A 15,943-nucleotide genomic window follows, 5' to 3' on the forward strand; every position below is an offset into this window, starting at 1 on the left:
ACCACAGGATCACCAGCGGGATCAGCGCCAGATGCGGCACGTTACGAATCATCTGCACCGAGCTGTCCAGCAGGCGCTCGCCCCATTTCGACAAGCCGGTAATAAAGCCCAGCACCAGCCCAATACCGCCACCGATGGCAAAGCCGAGTCCGGCGCGCCAACCGCTAATCGCCAGGTGGGTCCATATTTCGCCACTGCGAACCAGGGCCACACCGGCCGCGATAACGGCGCTCGGTGCTGGCAGGATCCGCGTTGACAACCAGCCGGCCGAGACCGAGAGCTGCCATACCGCTAACAACAAGACTGGAAGTGCCCAAGGCGCCAATCTGTGAAGGATTTTTTGCGAAGCACTAAGGCTCATGGAGTTGTCTCCTCAAAGGGCCGATAAATTACGGAGCCTTGGCCACGGTAGCGGGAGGCGTCCAAATCACGTCTTTGATGCTCAACGGTTTGGGGATCAATTTGAGCTGATAAAAACTGTCCGCGATCTTCTGTTGTGCCGCGACCACTTCAGGGGTGATGAACAGCGCGCCGTAACCCTGGCGTTTCACTGAAATCCGGGTGATGTCGGTTGGCAGCCCCAGCAGCGGCGCCACTTGTTGCGTGACTTCATCCGGGTTGGCTTTGGACCATTCGCCCACGGCGCGCACTTCTTCGATCAGCGCTTTGATCACTTCAGGATGCTGTTGGGCATAAGGCTTGGTCGCGAGATAAAACTGGTGGTTATCAACGATGCCCGTGCCGTCACGCAGGGTCCGCGCCTTTAATTGTGTTTCGGCGGCGGCCTGGTACGGGTCCCAGATCACCCAGGCATCAACACTGCCTCGTTCAAACGCGGCACGCGCATCGGCGGGCGCCAGGAATATGGTCTGGATATCGGTGTATTTAAGTCCGGCGTCTTCCAGCGCTTTAACCAACAGGTAATGAACGTTGGAGCCTTTGTTCAGCACCACTTTTTTGCCTTTAAGATCTTTCACCGAGGTGATCGGTGAGTCTTTGGGCACCAGAATCGCTTCGCTGGTGGGCGCCGGCGGTTCGTAGGCGACATACAGCAAGTCAGCCCCAGCCGCTTGAGCGAAGACTGGCGGTGTTTCGCCGGTCACGCCGAAATCGATCGAGCCTACGTTCAGTCCTTCAAGCAATTGCGGGCCGCCGGGGAACTCCGTCCATTGCACCTGCACACCTTGGGCGGCGAGTCTTTTTTCCAGCGAGCCCTTGGCCTTGAGCAATACCAACGTGCCGTATTTCTGATACCCGATGCGCAAACTTTCTGCTTGAGCAGCGGTGATAGCGCCGAAGGTGACTGCCGCAGCAAACAGAGCGACCAGGCTTCGACGCAAAATAGCAGTGCGCATGGCGCGCTCCTTTGCTGTGACGATTAGGGTGCACCCGCTTGCCTGTTATCAGGCGAGTAAGGTGGCTAGCGATTTCGCTAAGTGGGACAGACCTTAACAGGAGTTTTTTATATCTATAAATCTCATTTTTTCATTTGTTTATTCTTTAAATGCATAAGTATATTTAATGGATTGCGGACACAAAAAAGGACCGAATCACCGGTCCTTTTTTTGTCGTAAAACACTTAGCGATTGGGCTGAGGGGTCAGGCGCAAATATGGCGTTACAGCGGTGTAACCCTTGGGAAAGCGCCGTTTGATTTCTTCTTCGTCCTTGATCGAAGGCACGATCACTACGTCCTCGCCATCCTTCCAATTGGCCGGGGTCGCGACTTTGTAGTTGTCGGTCAATTGCAGCGAGTCGATCACCCGAATAATTTCATGGAAATTGCGACCCGTACTGGCGGGATAGGTGATGGTCAGCCGGATCTTCTTGTTCGGGTCAATCACGAACAGTGAGCGTACGGTGAGGGTGTCGTTGGCGTTGGGGTGAATCAGGTCGTACAAGTCCGACACTTTACGGTCTGCGTCAGCCAGGATCGGGAAGTTGACGACAGTGTTTTGTGTGCGATTGATGTCGTCGATCCATTTGACGTGGGAGTCGACGGGGTCCACTGAAAGCGCGATAGCCTTGACGTTGCGTTTGCTGAACTCATCCTTGAGTTTGGCGGTGAAACCCAACTCCGTGGTGCACACTGGGGTGAAGTCCGCGGGGTGAGAAAAAAGAACGCCCCAACTATCACCTAGCCACTCATGGAAGTGGATGTTTCCTTCGCTGGACTCCTGTTGGAAATCGGGGGCGATGTCGCCAAGTCTCAGGCTCATGTTGCGGCTCCTTTGGTTTTATATTCGGTCCCTTACTCTGCCTTCGGTCTGTGATTTTTAATAAGAATGAATATCGATTTGGTTAGTTCGTTATGGAATAAAAACGATAAAGGGGCTCTTTTTGGTGAGCTTCACGCGGAAAATCTAACGAAATTTTCACATATGTCATCAAACCGACCGTTATTTTTCACACCTGTTTCACCTTCCATTTACCTATGGCTGCGCATAATTACCCCGACGCTGATGAAGCTGGGCTCCTCAACCGATGCTTTATCAATCTGACCGTTGTTTTATCTTTATTCATACGCAACGCATTACCTGGCGCCTGTAATTAGCGCCGCAGGAGCAGTCCGATCATGGAGTACCGACTATGGCTCGCTCAGAGATGCCGCTCTGTCAGCCTTGGTGACCGATCAAAATACAAAGCCCGCTTGGCTGCCCTCCTCTGTGTGGGCGCTGTTGTAGGCGCGGCTGTTTTTCTGTCACGGCCGGCCACCCTTCCAAACCTGGCCAAAGCCGATGCGGCAACCCTCTCCAGCTTCAAAGCGCATTGGGCAAAGGGCGACATGATTGTCTTAGTGCGCCACGCTGAGCGTTGTGACCATTCAACAGCGCCGTGCCTGGGCCCTGCAGATGGCATCACCGAGCGGGGCAAAAGCGTGGTCCAAAACGTCGGACTGCAGTTTCAAAAGCTCGGAATGCAAAACGCTGACATCTTCAGCAGTCCCCTGACCCGCGCTGCACAGACCTCCAGCTTCATGTTCAACTACGCCAGCATTGACCAAGGCTGGTTGTTCAACTGTAGAAAGACCATGTTGACCGATACCCTGAGCCATAAGGTGAAAGGTCGTAATTTGGTGTTGGTCACTCACAGTGAATGCTTCTCGGCCCTTGAAAACCTTATGGATTTACCCGAATCGAAAACTCGCGATTACGGCTACTCCCTATTCCTGACCGCCAGTGATGATGGGCTGCAGCCTAAAATAACTGGCTTCGTTGACGCTGGCGATTGGCAGAACATAGTCGGCAAGTAAGTTTCCCTTCCTGAATTGACATAACGCGGTGGCACAAATCGCACCCAATAAAAAGCCCTGCACATGGCAGGGCTTTTTCAACTCAAGACGCTATCAAAAGAAAGCGTAAGTGTAGTTGAAGATCAGACGAGTCTGATCGGTAGGGTTGGTAGTGCCCGAGCCATCGTTGTGGTAGCTACCGGTACGCAGAGTAGTACCGAAACCTTTCAGGTAGCCGGTCTGCACTACGTAATCGATACGTGCATCACGTTCCCACTCAGAGTGAGACGGACCACTGCCAGTAATGTCGCGGATGTCATCACCGTGCAAGTAAGTGATCGAGGCTTTCAGACCTGGAACACCGATACGGGAGAAGTCATACGCGTACTGAGCAAACTTGGTCTTTTCACCGGCGCGGATGAAGCTGTTAACCACCGAGTCAGTGAACAGATAGAAGCTGGTGCCGCCGTTGTCTTCGTTGTTCAGACCGGTTGCTTTAGCACCGTTGGTGGTCACGTTACCTTGGTTCAACAGGACGAAACCGCCGTCGTCGCTAACACTCTGGTAACCGACCAGGAACGAATTGCCGCCCAACTGGTAAGTGAAGATCGAGCTCCAGGTGTTGTTATCAACTTCGCCGGCATTCTTCGCGTAGCCGCCGTTGTTGCTGAATGCATAACCAGCGGCATTGCTGCTGTTTTCACCCTGAGAGCGGCTGCGGAAATAACGCAAGTCAGTCTTGAACGACTGGTCGTCTCCGATCGGGAGAACGTGAACCAGGCCGAAGAAGTCTTGCTTGTAGAAATCTTGCAGGTCTGCGTGGTAGTACTGCAAGGTCAGGTCTTTAGTGACCTTCCAATCGCCACCAGCGAAAGCGAACTGGTTGCTGCTTTGAGTTGCGCCAGCAACCGACAGACCGGTGCTGTTGGTCGATGCACGACCAGTGGAGTGTTGCAGATCACCAGCAACCAATGTCACGTTGTCGATGTCTTTGGAGGTGATGATGGCACCGTCAAAGTTTTGCGGCATGGCGCGGCTGTCGTTCGCCAACAGAATTGGCAATTGCGGAGCCAAGGCACCACCAACGTGCAATTCGGTTTTCGAGTAGCGGAACTTGACGTTTGCGTCGCCGCGAGTCAGGTCGTCTACAGCGGAACCGTCGTGCTCGGAAGGCCAGAAGCTGTTGTTGCTGGCAGGACGACTGCCTCGGCCGCCATCAAGGTGCAGACCGTAAAGTATCTGAGCATCGACACCGACACCGATTGTGCCTTGGGTGAAACCAGACAGGTAATCGAGTTTCAGAACTTCTGCGGTCTCATCTTGGTTCAGGCCGCCCTTAGAATGGTCGTCGTTCTCGTAGTAATACGTACGGGAACTCAGGTTCAGTTTGCTGTCTTCAAGAAATCCTGCAGCACCTGCTTGCTGGGCGAGTACGCCCAAAGCGACAGCCAGTGCCAAGCTTGACTTGTACATGTTTTGCTCCTCAGTGTTTCTAATTTTTGTCTTCCAAAGCTTGGGGATCTGACGCCCTTTCCGCTTGGATGTGCGATTAGCACTAATGTGTGACCACCAAGTCAACACATTACTGTCACATACCGACCTTGGTCTAACGTCGTCCCAAATCTAGGGAGGAGATTAAATAATATTTCATAATTCTAAAAAGAATTGTTTCATCGTTTTTCAGACGATTATGGAATATGAAATCTCTTTTTCCAAACCAATAGCCTTTTGCCGTCACCAAAACCCTTTTTTATTCCGTAAAGGAATAAAAATACGCCTTAATATTCCCAATTAGCTTGCTTTCGATTAGAAACCGTGACGCGGCTCTTATTTTTGGCTCCGAGCTTGAGTCTCCGCCGGGTACTTCAATGTCATCGGCGGGAATTTCTCAAAATTAAGTTACAGTTTTTGTATTGTGCAAAAAAATCTTTTGAGGATGGTCAAATGAATATCAATTCATTTGATATCCATCCAAATCCTGCCAATTTAGAATTTTCGGCTGATTCTCGTGCCCTATGAGAAATGCCCCACCTTCCTCAACGACTCATAAGCTAATACCGAAAAGTTATTTATCCGAATGTTCTTAGATCCCCTAGGCTTTGATTCCGCCGATTTTGGCTGCCTGATCTGGGAGCTTCACCATGGGTACACGTCATCCGCTACGGCGGCGAATCTTGATGGGGGTCTCGATGGCGCTAGTCGCTGTATTGGCCTTACCGATTGCCGCGCAAGAAACCCTGCGCATTGGATATCAGAAATCTTCAACCCTGATCACGGTCCTCAAAAACCAAGGCACACTTGAGCGCGAATTGGCCAAGCAGGGGATTGATGTGTCATGGCATGAATTCCCCAGCGGGTTGCCATTGTTGGAATCGCTGAATATCGGCAACGTCGACCTCAGCGCTGATGTGGCTGACACAGTTCCAGTGTTTGCTCAGGCGGCGGGCGCCAGGTTGACCTATTTTGCCCAGGAAGCGCCGTCGCCGAGCGCTCAGGCAATCGTTGTACACGACCACTCTGCGATCAAAAGTCTCGCGGACCTAAAAGGTAAAAAAGTCGCAGTCACCAAAGCGGCGGGCAGTCATTACCTGCTGATCGCCGCGCTGAACAAAGCCGGGCTTAAATTCAGCGACATAGAACCGGCCTATCTAACCCCTGCCGATGGCCGTGCAGCGTTCGAGAACGGCAAAGTGGATGCATGGGTAACGTGGGAACCGTTCCTTAGTGCAGTACAACGGCAGCTACCGACACGGACATTGGCCGACGGCAGAGGCCTGGCACAGTACCAACGTTACTACTTGACCACTAATGCTTACGCCGCCAGCCACGCGAACGTGTTGAGCGTCGTATTTGCCCAATTGCAAAAGACTGGTCACTGGCTCAAAGCCAACCCCGCCGATGCTGCGAAGATCCTCGGCCCTTTGTGGGGAAATCTGGATGTCGCGACGGTTGAAGCCGCCAACGATCGGCGCAGCTATGAAGTTCAGACCGTGAAAGCCGACAAACTCGATGAACAGCAAAGCATCGCCGACGCGTTCTTTGCCGCAGGATTGCTGCCTAAGAAGGTCGACGCCAAGGATGTGTCCGTTTGGCACCCTTAATAGAAGAATAGAATCCGTGTGGAGGGGGCGCGAAGCTTCTGTGGGACCGAATATATTGGGGAATGGGTTTCACATCCGGCATCGTTGGTGTTTGACCCAACACCTTCCCGAATGAATTCGGTCCACAGGGATCGGGGGGTTATCGCTTGGATTTTCCCCTCATAAGCTAATGCCAATAAGTTATTTATTTAACAATTCTTAGATCATTTAGTCTTCATTTCCGCCGGAGCACGGCCCGTCTGATTGGAGCTTGATGATGAAACGGAACACCCCAGTACGTTTGTTTGCGGCCTTGTCGTTGGTAACCGCAAGCTTCTTCGCCCAAGCTGCGGACTTCACCGTCGCCTATCAAACCACCGTCGATCCAGCGAAAGTCGCCCAAGCTGACGGCGCTTACGAAAAAGCCACGCAGTCGAAAATTGCCTGGCGCAAATTTGATAACGGTGCAGACGTGATTACCGCCGTCGCGTCAGGCGACGTACAAATCGGCTACCTCGGTTCAAGCCCTTTCACTGCGGCTGCAACCCGAAAACTGCCGATAGAAACCTTCCTGATTGCGACTCAAATCGGTGCAGCTGAAGCCCTTGTAGTGCGCAATGGCTCGGGGATTAATTCCCCTCAAGACCTGATCGGCAAGAAAATAGCAGTGCCGTTTGTCTCCACGGGGCACTACAGCCTGCTGGCCGCGCTGAAGCATTGGAATATCGATCCGTCGAAAGTCACCATCCTAAACCTCGCGCCACCGGCCATTGCGGCTGCCTGGAAGCGTGGCGATATTGACGCCACCTACGTGTGGGACCCAGCACTGGGTGTCGCCAAGGAAACCGGCAAAGTACTGATCACTTCCGGCGAACTGGCCAAGCTCGGCGCGCCAACCTTTGATGCGTGGATTGTGCGTAAAGACTTCGCCGCCAAACACCCGGAAATCGTCAGCGCATTTGCCAAGGTCACCCTCGACGCCTACGCCGCGTACCGCAAAGACCCTGCAGCCTGGATCGCCAACGCCAGCAACATCGACAAGGTGGTGAAACTGTCCGGCGCCAAGGCATCCGATGTTCCACTGCTGCTGCAAGGCAACGTGTACCCCTTGGCGGCTGACCAGGTTGTCGCATTGGGCGCACCGACCATCGACGCCGTTACCAAGACCGCCGCGTTCCTCAAGGAGCAGGGCAAAGTCGACGCAGTGCTGGCCGATTACTCACCGTACGTAAGTGCCAAGTTCATTACTCAATAATCAACCGCCACTTCGGAGCGTTTGCCATGGCTTTGCTACAGCTGGAGCGTATCAGCGCACAGTATCCCGGCGCGGTTGAGCCGGTGCTGTCCGATATTTCCCTGACCCTCGGCCCGCAACAGCTATTGGTAGCGCTGGGTCCTTCCGGCAGTGGCAAAACCTCGCTGCTGAATTTGATTGCCGGCTTTGTTGAGCCCAGTGCCGGACGCATAACGCTGGATGGAGTCCCGGTAAAAGGCCCCAGCGCCGAACGCGGCGTGGTGTTCCAGGACGATGGATTATTGCCTTGGCAGGATGTTCTGGAAAACGTCGGCTTCGGCCTACAACTCGCTGGTATGCCCCGCGCCCAGCGTGACGTCAAAGCTCGGGAGATGCTGGCCTTGGTCGATCTCGCCGACTTCGATCATCGGCGCATCTGGCAGCTCTCAGGCGGCCAAAAACAACGTGTCGGACTGGCTCGCGCATTGGCCGCTGATCCACGGGTATTGCTGATGGACGAACCCTTCGGCGCGCTCGACGCGTTTACCCGCGAACAAATGCAAGAGTTGCTGCTGCAGGTCTGGCAGCGCACCGCCAAACCGGTGTTCCTGATCACCCATGACATTGAAGAGGCAGTGTTTCTCGCCACCGACCTCATTCTGTTAGCCCCCAACCCAGGGCAAATTGTCGAGCGCCTCCCGTTGGAGTTCGGTGAGCGTTATGCCAACGGCGAGTCAGCCCGCGCGATCAAATCCGACCCACGCTTTATCGAAACCCGCGAGCACGTATTGTCCAAGGTCTTTTCCCAGCGCAGCGTTTCGATCCGGGAGCAGCGCGCATGAGCAGTTACGAACTACCGGCCACAACCAAAGCAAGTAAACACCCACCGTCGACCCTCCCGGTACGGCGCAGCCTGAGTACGCGCTGGATCAGTGTGTTGACCCTGATGACCCTCCTCGCCCTCTGGTGGGCGGTCACCGCTGCCGAATGGATTGAACCGCTGTTTTTGCCACCACCGTCCGCAGTACTGGAAAAAGGCTGGTTGTTGGCGACCAAGGGCTACATGGACTCGACCCTGTGGCAACACCTTGGCGCGAGTTTGCAACGCATTGGCCTAGGGCTTTTCTTCGCTGTGGTGACCGCCGTGCCGGTGGGTATCGCCATTGGGCATAACCGCATCGCACGGGGCATCTTTGATCCACTGATAGAGTTCTACCGCCCAATTCCGCCCTTGGCCTATTTACCACTGATCGTAATTTGGTGTGGCATTGGTGAGCTGTCAAAAGTGCTGTTGATCTATCTGGCGATCTTTGCCCCTGTAGCGATTTCTACTGCTACTGGGGTGCGTACCGTAGACCCGGCAAAAATCCGCGCAGCGCAATCGCTGGGGGCTACACGCTGGCAGTTGATCCGCCATGTGATCCTGCCGAGTGCATTGCCAGACATTTTGACCGGCGTGCGAATTGGCTTGGGTGTCGGGTGGTCGACGCTGGTGGCCGCCGAACTGATCGCAGCCACCAGCGGCCTAGGTTTTATGGTCCAGTCGGCGGCGCAGTTTCTGGTCACGGACGTCGTGGTGCTAGGCATTCTAGTGATCGCGCTGATCGCGTTTGCTATGGAGATGGGCCTGCGTGCGCTACAGCGTAAGCTGGTGCCGTGGCATGGGCAGGCGCACTAGCCGGGAAAATGCATCACTTTGGTGTCTTGCACCATTTAAATGCGCAAATTGTGTGCAGGGATTTCGAAATAGCAGCCAAGCGAAATTTTCCGCACAGGCGCCGAACATATTCGAAAACGCTCAAGACACCACGTTTAAAGAGTCTCGTAGCAGAAAACCCATTTATTAACGTTGAAATTCAAAAACTGGCACGCAGCCTGCAATAGGTTATGTAACACCAGTTTTGGGGACCTTGGTACAGGCAGGCCGGGGATTCCCCTCTTTTATTCCTCTCGGAGACTGACCTCCAGTCTCCAGCGCCCGTCCACTCTCGCACCGTGCCAGTCACCGTGCAAAGGGCGGGCCGCCAGCAGGTTCAGCAACAAACCTCCATCCGCACGTTGCACCCTCCAGCGAACATCTTTGCCGTTGAGCTTGAACTCACCTTTTTGCGCGCTGCCTTGGGCGTTGAATAACATTGCCAGCGAGCCCGACACCTGCTCACCCTGCACCTTTGGTTCGTCGTTGAACCACAGCACCAGCCCGTTGGCGCTGGATTCAATTTGCTGCAGTTCCAATGGGTCAGGAGCAGTCAACCGACCAATCATCAAGCCGACCATCACACCCACAATAGCCATTGAGCCCAATACCTTGGGCCATAGTTTCGGCCTAGGGTCGTCTTCAAGGGTAGAATGCAGCCCGTCTTTTAATTCGGAGCCGTGCATGTTTCACGTCATCCTTTTTCAACCAGAAATTCCGCCGAATACCGGCAATATCATCAGGCTGTGCGCCAACAGTGGCTGCACCCTGCATTTGATCGAGCCGCTGGGTTTCGAACTGGACGACAAGCGCTTGCGCCGTGCCGGGCTCGACTACCACGAGTACGCCAGCCTTAAAACTCACGCGGACTTGGCAAGCTGCCTTGAAAGCCTTGGTCAGCCGCGCCTGTTTGCTTTTACCACAAAAGGTTCCCGGCCTTTCCACGATGCACGCTTCGAAAAGGGCGATGCCTTTCTGTTCGGACCGGAAAGCCGTGGCTTGCCTGCCGAGATCCTTGATCCCCTTTCCAGCGACCACCGCTTGCGCCTACCCATGCGCGAAGGCTGCCGCAGCCTGAATCTGTCGAATACTGTGGCGGTTGCCGTCTACGAAGCCTGGCGCCAGCTGGACTTCGCGTAAGCCCCCCCCCTGTGGGAGCCCTGCATAAACAGATGAAACAAAAAAGCGCCCCGAAAGGCGCTTTTTTAAACCTACCGCTTATTGCACAGTCTGGGTTTCGCCAGACTCTTGCATGCGGGACAACTCTTGCGCGTACAGCGCGTCGAAGTTGACCGGAGCCAGCATCAGCGCAGGGAACGAGCCGCGCACAACGAGGCTGTCGATGGTTTCACGAGCGTACGGGAACAGAATGTTCGGGCAGAACGCGCCAAGGGTGTGGCTCATGCCAGCCGGGTCCAGACCTTTGATCAAGAAGATGCCTGCTTGCTGCACTTCCACGATGAAAGCCACTTCATCACCGTTATTAACGGTCACCGAAAGGGTCAAAACCACTTCGTAGAAGTCGCCTTCCAGCGGCTTTTGACGCGTGTTCAGGTCCAAGGCAACGCTTGGCGTCCATTCCTGACGGAAGATCGCCGGGCTTTTTGGGGCTTCGAACGACAAGTCGCGAACGTAGATGCGCTGTAGGGAGAATTGCGGGGCTTCAGCGTCTTCTGCAACAGCGCCGTTGGTCGATTGATCAGTCATGTCAGGTCCTTAGGGTTCTGTAGGATTTCGGATTCAAGCCTGGAGCAGCGCGTCGAGCTTACCCGCGCGCTCTAGGGCAAACAAATCATCGCAACCACCGACGTGGCGTGCGCCGATCCAGATTTGCGGGACGGAAGTACGTCCGGCTTTCTGGGTCATTTCAGCGCGAAGCTGTGGCTTGCCATCGACTCTGATTTCTTCGAAGGCAATACCCTTGTTTTCCAGCAATTGCTTGGCACGAATGCAATAAGGGCACCAATCGCTCGAATAGACGATGACGTCAGCCATTTCACTTCACCAATGGGAGGTTGTCGGAGCGCCAGGAAGAAATACCTCCGGACAGCTTGGCGGCGGTAAAACCGGCTTTAAGCAATTCGCGAGCGGTAGCGCCAGCGTGCTGACCCTGAGCATCAACAATGATGAGCGTCTTGGCCTTATGTTTTTCCAGCTCGGCAACGCGAGAAATCACCTTGTCTTGCGGAAAACTAAGAGCACCAACGATATGTCCGGCCAAAAATTCCTTGGACGGACGGACGTCGATAACTACGCCCTGATCACTGTTGACCAGCGACGTCAGCTCACGGGTGCTGAGGCTGCGGCCACCTTTGCTGATTTCTGTCGCGATCAACAGCGCGAGCAGAATGGCGAAGGCGCCAGCCAGCAAATAGTGGTTAGTGGCAAATTCAATCAGATGAGCAACCATCAGTAGGTTCCAGGGCGTTAAAATGGCGGCCAGTATACACAGCACCCAAGGTCGGCCAAAGCCCGTACGGCAGTGACGCCGTTTGAACTTGCCCTTAAAATGCCGATCTCTTTTTTTACTTCGTTCATTAGCTGCGAGTGGAATCTATGACTGCCACGCCAAAACCTCTGGTTCTGATCATTTTGGACGGCTTCGGCCACAGCGATAGCCACGAAGGTAACGCTATCTACGCCGCCAAGATGCCGGTGATGGATCGCCTGTATGCAACTCAGCCCAACGGTTTGATCTCCGGGTCCGGGATGGACGTCGGCCTCCCGGACGGCCAAATGGGCAACTCCGAAGTCGGACACATGAACCTCGGCGCTGGCCGGGTGGTATATCAGGACTTCACCCGCGTCACCAAGTCGATCCGCGACGGCGATTTTTTCAAGAATCCAACCATTTGCAGCGCGGTGGATAAAGCCGTGAGTGCAGGCAAAGCCGTGCACATTTTAGGCCTGCTGTCAGAAGGCGGTGTTCATAGCCACCAAGACCACCTGGTTGCCATGGCTGAGCTGGCGGCGCAGCAGGGTGCAGAAAAAATTTATCTGCACGCATTTCTCGATGGACGCGATACACCACCACGCAGTGCCAAAGCGTCGTTGCAGCTGATGGATTCGACCTTCGCCAAATTGGGCAAGGGCCGTACCGCCACCATCATTGGCCGCTACTTCGCCATGGACCGCGACAATCGCTGGGACCGTGTAGCGTGCGCTTATAACTTGATCGTCGACGGCACGTCCGAATTCCAGGCCGACACCAGCGAGGCAGGCCTTGCCGCTGCCTACGAGCGTGGCGAGAACGACGAGTTCGTCAAGGCCACCAGCATCGGTGACAAGGTCAAGGTCGAAGACGGCGACGCTGTGATCTTCATGAACTTTCGCGCCGACCGTGCGCGCGAGCTGACTCGAGTCTTCGTTGAAGACGATTTCAAAGACTTTGAACGCGCCCGCCAGCCGAAACTGGCCGGCTTTGTCATGCTCACCCAGTACGCCGCCAGCATCCCTGCCCCTTCGGCGTTTGCCGCTGGCAGCCTGAAAAACGTGCTTGGCGAATACCTCTCAGACAACGGCAAAACCCAGCTACGGATTGCCGAAACCGAAAAATACGCCCACGTGACCTTCTTCTTCTCTGGCGGTCGTGAAGAACCGTTTCCGGGCGAAGAGCGCATCCTGATTCCTTCGCCCAAAGTCGCCACCTATGACTTGCAGCCGGAAATGAGTGCGCCCGAAGTCACCGATAAAATCGTCGACGCCATCGAAAATCAGCGGTTCGACGTCATCATCGTCAACTACGCCAACGGCGACATGGTCGGCCACAGCGGAATTATGGAAGCGGCGATCAAGGCCGTTGAATACCTTGACGTGTGCATTGGTCGGATTGTCACCGCACTGGATAAAGTCGGCGGCGAGGCGCTGATTACTGCCGACCACGGCAACGTAGAACAAATGTCCGACGAAAAGACCGGCCAGCCGCACACGGCGCACACGTCCGAGCCAGTACCGTTCATTTACGTAGGCAAACGCGACTTGAAAGTGCGCGAAGGTGGAGTGTTGGCCGACGTCGCGCCGACCATGCTGCAGTTGCTGGGCATGGAAAAGCCGGAAGAAATGACCGGTCACTCGATTCTGGTCGCTAAATAAATAGCGCTAAAAAGCGCAAAACCGGTGTTTTGAATATCCTCAGCGCCGGTCATTTATCCGACTCGCCCCAAAGCAGTAGCCTTGGGGCGTTTTTTTTGCAGCCCGCGGCGGGCATACTAGGCTCTATTCACTCTTCTTTGGTGTCGCCCGCCCCATGCTTCGCGCCCTGATCGCCCTAGTCCTGATGTGCTTGCTCACTCCAGCGTTCGCTGATGAGCGCGCGCAAACCCAACAACAGTTGGAGGCAGCCCGCAAAGACATCACCGAGTTAAAGAAACGCCTCGGTGAATTGCAGCAGGAAAAATCCGGCGTGCAGAAAGACCTGCGCGGCACAGAAACCGAAATGGGCAAGCTGGAAAAGCAGGTGGAGGCCCTGCAAAAGGAACAAAAAAAGACTGAAGTCGAGCTGCAACGGCTCGACCAAGAAAAAAAGAAACTGCAAAGCTCCCGCGTTGAACAACAACGGTTGATCGCGATTCAGGCCCGTGCCGCTTATCAGGGCGGCCGCGAGGAATACCTGAAATTGCTGTTGAATCAGCAGAACCCGGAAAAATTCGCCCGGACCCTGACCTATTATGATTATTTGAGCCAAGCCCGCCTGGCCCAACTACGCAGTTTCAATGAAACCCTGAGCAAGTTGGCCGGCGTCGAAAAAGACATCGACCTGCAACAGGCTCAATTGCTGGTGCAAAAAAGCAACCTTGAGGACCAGCGTCAGGAGCTGGACAAGGTTCGACAGGAACGCCAGCAAGCACTCGCCAAACTCAATCAGGATGTAAAAGCCCGAGACGAAAAACTGCAGACCCGCCAGCAAGAACAAAGTGATCTGGCAAATGTGCTGAAAACCATTGAAGAGACTTTGGCCCGACAGGCGCGCGAGGCTGAAGAAGCCCGCCAAAAAGCCTTGATCGCCCAGCAAGAAGCGGAAAAGCAGCGTCAGCGTGATGCACAGGCTCAAGCACTGGCGAAGAGCAGCGGTAAACAAAACAGCCGCGATGACGACGACGAGGCACCGGTAAAACGTCCGGTAAAAGCCCCTGGCGCGCTGGTTTCCAGCGCTGGCGTTTCGTACGGCGGACCTTTTGAGCAAGCGAAGGGAAAACTTCCTTGGCCTGTTGATGGTCGACTACTGGCACGTTTTGGTGAAACACGCGGTGATGATGCCCGAACCAAGTGGGATGGCGTGATGATCAGCGCCCCCGCAGGCAGCCAGGTACATGCCGTGCACGGTGGTCGCGTGGTGTTTGCCGACTGGTTGCGTGGCGCCGGGCTTCTGGTCATTCTCGACCACGGCAACGGTTTTTTGAGTTTGTACGGCCACAACCAGAGTCTGCTAAAGGACGCTGGCGATATTGTTAAAGCGGGTGAAGCGATTTCCACGGTAGGTAACAGTGGCGGTCAAGAAACACCGGCGTTGTATTTCGCTATACGTCAGCAGGGTCGCCCAAGTGACCCCGCGCAATGGTGCCATGGTTAAGGATAAGCTGGCGCCAACCTCAGGTTTAGGAGTTCGTTCGATGCTGCATTTGTCCCGCCTCACTTCGCTGGCTCTGGCTATTGCGATCGTTATCGGCGCTCCTCTGGCAAGCGCCGCAGAAGCCGTCAAACCTGCTGCACCTGCTCCAGCAGCCGCAACCGTTCCAGCCGCCAAAGCGCCTTTGCCGCTGGAAGAGTTGCGCACGTTCGCCGAGGTCATGGACCGGATCAAAGCCGCGTACGTTGAGCCTGTAGATGACAAAACCCTGCTTGAGAACGCCATCAAAGGCATGCTCAGCAACCTTGACCCGCACTCTGCCTACCTCGGCCCGGAAGACTTCCAGGAGCTACAGGAAAGCACCAGCGGCGAATTTGGCGGACTGGGAATCGAAGTGGGTATCGACGACGGTTTCATCAAGGTCGTCTCGCCCATCGACGACACCCCGGCGTCCAAGGCTGGCGTTGAAGCCGGCGACTTGATCGTCAAGATCAACGGTGCGCCGACCCGCGGTCAGACCATGCAGGAAGCGGTCGACAAAATGCGCGGCAAGATCGGTGAGAAAATTACCCTGACACTGGTGCGCGACGGCGGTACACCGTTCGACGTGACGCTGGCCCGCGCGACAATTCAAGTCAAGAGCGTCAAGTCGCAGATGCTGGAAGCTGGCTATGGCTATATCCGCATTACGCAGTTCCAGGTCAAGACGGGCGAAGAAGTCGGCAAGGCGCTGGCCAAGCTGCGCAAAGACAACGGCAAGAAAATGAGCGGTCTGATTCTCGACCTGCGCAACAATCCGGGCGGCGTGCTGCAAGCGGCCGTGGAAGTAGCGGACCACTTCTTGACCAAGGGCCTGATCGTTTATACCAAAGGCCGCATCGCCAACTCGGAATTGCGCTTCTACGCCGATCCGGCTGACGCCAGCGAAGGCGCACCGTTGGTGGTGTTGATCAACGGCGGCAGCGCTTCTGCATCGGAAATCGTTGCGGGTGCATTGCAGGACCAGAAACGCGGCGTGCTGATGGGTACTGAAACTTTCGGTAAGGGTTCAGTGCAAACCGTGTTGCCGCTGTCCAATGACCGCGCAATCAAAATCACCACAGCGCTGTACTACACACCTAATGGTCGTTCGATTC

The 15,943-nt window shown here is 55.0% G+C and carries 16 protein-coding genes and 1 pseudogene; 9 read left to right on the plus strand and 8 right to left on the minus strand.

The genetic code is table 11. From position 1 onward, the window contains the following. The 3 genes and pseudogenes from ssuC to M0974_RS07435 form a co-directional block, all read right to left on the minus strand. Nucleotides 1–361, minus strand: a pseudogene (gene ssuC, locus M0974_RS07425) (aliphatic sulfonate ABC transporter permease SsuC); the annotation flags it as partial. Between the two features lie 28 nt (nucleotides 362–389). Continuing rightward, entirely contained in the window at nucleotides 390–1,355 is a 966-nt protein-coding gene (locus M0974_RS07430) for a sulfonate ABC transporter substrate-binding protein (protein ID WP_297834738.1), read from the minus strand. A gap of 224 nt (nucleotides 1,356–1,579) precedes the next feature. Next, nucleotides 1,580–2,218 carry a peroxiredoxin gene (locus M0974_RS07435; RefSeq protein WP_297834741.1) on the minus strand — a complete coding sequence of 213 codons (639 nt, stop codon included), beginning with the start codon at nucleotides 2,216–2,218 and terminating at the stop codon, nucleotides 1,580–1,582. A 356-nt stretch (nucleotides 2,219–2,574) separates the two neighbouring features. Between M0974_RS07435 and M0974_RS07440 the strand changes: the two genes are divergently transcribed. Continuing rightward, on the plus strand, nucleotides 2,575–3,252 hold the full coding sequence (locus tag M0974_RS07440; RefSeq protein ID WP_297834744.1) for a histidine phosphatase family protein: 678 nt from the start codon (nucleotides 2,575–2,577) through the stop codon (nucleotides 3,250–3,252). Nucleotides 3,253–3,345: 93 nt separating this feature from the next. Here M0974_RS07440 and M0974_RS07445 read toward each other — a convergent pair whose 3' ends face one another. Then, entirely contained in the window at nucleotides 3,346–4,704 is a 1,359-nt protein-coding gene (locus M0974_RS07445) for an OprD family outer membrane porin (RefSeq protein WP_297834747.1), read from the minus strand. A 704-nt stretch (nucleotides 4,705–5,408) separates the two neighbouring features. On the opposite strand from M0974_RS07445, the gene M0974_RS07450 reads away from it, so the two are divergent. From M0974_RS07450 to tauC, 4 genes are all read left to right on the plus strand, one after another. Further along, a complete protein-coding gene (locus M0974_RS07450; protein ID WP_297834780.1) occupies nucleotides 5,409–6,332 on the plus strand; it encodes an aliphatic sulfonate ABC transporter substrate-binding protein in 924 nt (307 codons plus the stop codon). A gap of 256 nt (nucleotides 6,333–6,588) precedes the next feature. Continuing rightward, nucleotides 6,589–7,566, plus strand: a complete 978-nt coding sequence (gene tauA / locus M0974_RS07455) for a taurine ABC transporter substrate-binding protein (RefSeq protein ID WP_297834750.1) — start codon at nucleotides 6,589–6,591, stop codon at nucleotides 7,564–7,566. A 26-nt stretch (nucleotides 7,567–7,592) separates the two neighbouring features. Continuing rightward, on the plus strand, nucleotides 7,593–8,387 hold the full coding sequence (gene tauB / locus M0974_RS07460) for a taurine ABC transporter ATP-binding subunit (RefSeq protein WP_297834752.1): 795 nt from the start codon (nucleotides 7,593–7,595) through the stop codon (nucleotides 8,385–8,387). Next, a complete protein-coding gene (gene tauC, locus M0974_RS07465; RefSeq protein ID WP_297834755.1) occupies nucleotides 8,384–9,223 on the plus strand; it encodes a taurine ABC transporter permease TauC in 840 nt (279 codons plus the stop codon). The genes tauB and tauC overlap by 4 nt, the downstream gene beginning before the upstream one ends. A gap of 263 nt (nucleotides 9,224–9,486) precedes the next feature. Here the strand turns inward: tauC and M0974_RS07470 are convergent, their stop codons facing one another. Next, on the minus strand, nucleotides 9,487–9,927 hold the full coding sequence (locus tag M0974_RS07470) for a hypothetical protein (RefSeq protein ID WP_297834757.1): 441 nt from the start codon (nucleotides 9,925–9,927) through the stop codon (nucleotides 9,487–9,489). On the opposite strand from M0974_RS07470, the gene trmL reads away from it, so the two are divergent. After that, entirely contained in the window at nucleotides 9,926–10,381 is a 456-nt protein-coding gene (trmL, locus tag M0974_RS07475; RefSeq protein ID WP_297834759.1) for a tRNA (uridine(34)/cytosine(34)/5-carboxymethylaminomethyluridine(34)-2'-O)-methyltransferase TrmL, read from the plus strand. The genes M0974_RS07470 and trmL overlap by 2 nt on opposite strands. A gap of 78 nt (nucleotides 10,382–10,459) precedes the next feature. Here the strand turns inward: trmL and secB are convergent, their stop codons facing one another. Genes secB through M0974_RS07490 form a run of 3 tightly spaced genes read right to left on the minus strand, consistent with a single transcriptional unit; the run spans nucleotide 10,460 to nucleotide 11,651 of the window. Beyond that, the gene (secB, locus tag M0974_RS07480; protein WP_297834762.1) at nucleotides 10,460–10,948 is read right to left on the minus strand and encodes a protein-export chaperone SecB; all 489 of its coding nucleotides are present in this window, start codon (nucleotides 10,946–10,948) and stop codon (nucleotides 10,460–10,462) included. A 33-nt stretch (nucleotides 10,949–10,981) separates the two neighbouring features. Beyond that, a complete protein-coding gene (grxC, locus tag M0974_RS07485; RefSeq protein ID WP_297834765.1) occupies nucleotides 10,982–11,236 on the minus strand; it encodes a glutaredoxin 3 in 255 nt (84 codons plus the stop codon). A gap of 1 nt (nucleotide 11,237) precedes the next feature. Then, complete coding sequence (locus M0974_RS07490) at nucleotides 11,238–11,651, minus strand: rhodanese-like domain-containing protein (RefSeq protein ID WP_297834768.1); 414 nt, start codon at nucleotides 11,649–11,651, stop codon at nucleotides 11,238–11,240. Nucleotides 11,652–11,797: 146 nt separating this feature from the next. Between M0974_RS07490 and gpmI the strand changes: the two genes are divergently transcribed. From gpmI to M0974_RS07505, 3 genes are all read left to right on the plus strand, one after another. Further along, nucleotides 11,798–13,333 (plus strand): 2,3-bisphosphoglycerate-independent phosphoglycerate mutase, encoded by a 1,536-nt coding sequence (gene gpmI, locus M0974_RS07495; RefSeq protein WP_297834771.1) that lies wholly within the window; start codon nucleotides 11,798–11,800, stop codon nucleotides 13,331–13,333. A 154-nt stretch (nucleotides 13,334–13,487) separates the two neighbouring features. Further along, on the plus strand, nucleotides 13,488–14,810 hold the full coding sequence (locus M0974_RS07500; protein WP_297834774.1) for a murein hydrolase activator EnvC: 1,323 nt from the start codon (nucleotides 13,488–13,490) through the stop codon (nucleotides 14,808–14,810). 40 nt (nucleotides 14,811–14,850) lie between these two features. Then, the coding region (locus M0974_RS07505; RefSeq protein WP_297834777.1) for a S41 family peptidase at nucleotides 14,851–15,943 on the plus strand (1,093 nt) is incomplete at its 3' end.

This window comes from Pseudomonas sp., from assembly GCF_026224925.1.
In the GTDB taxonomy this organism is placed as follows: domain Bacteria; phylum Pseudomonadota; class Gammaproteobacteria; order Pseudomonadales; family Pseudomonadaceae; genus Aquipseudomonas.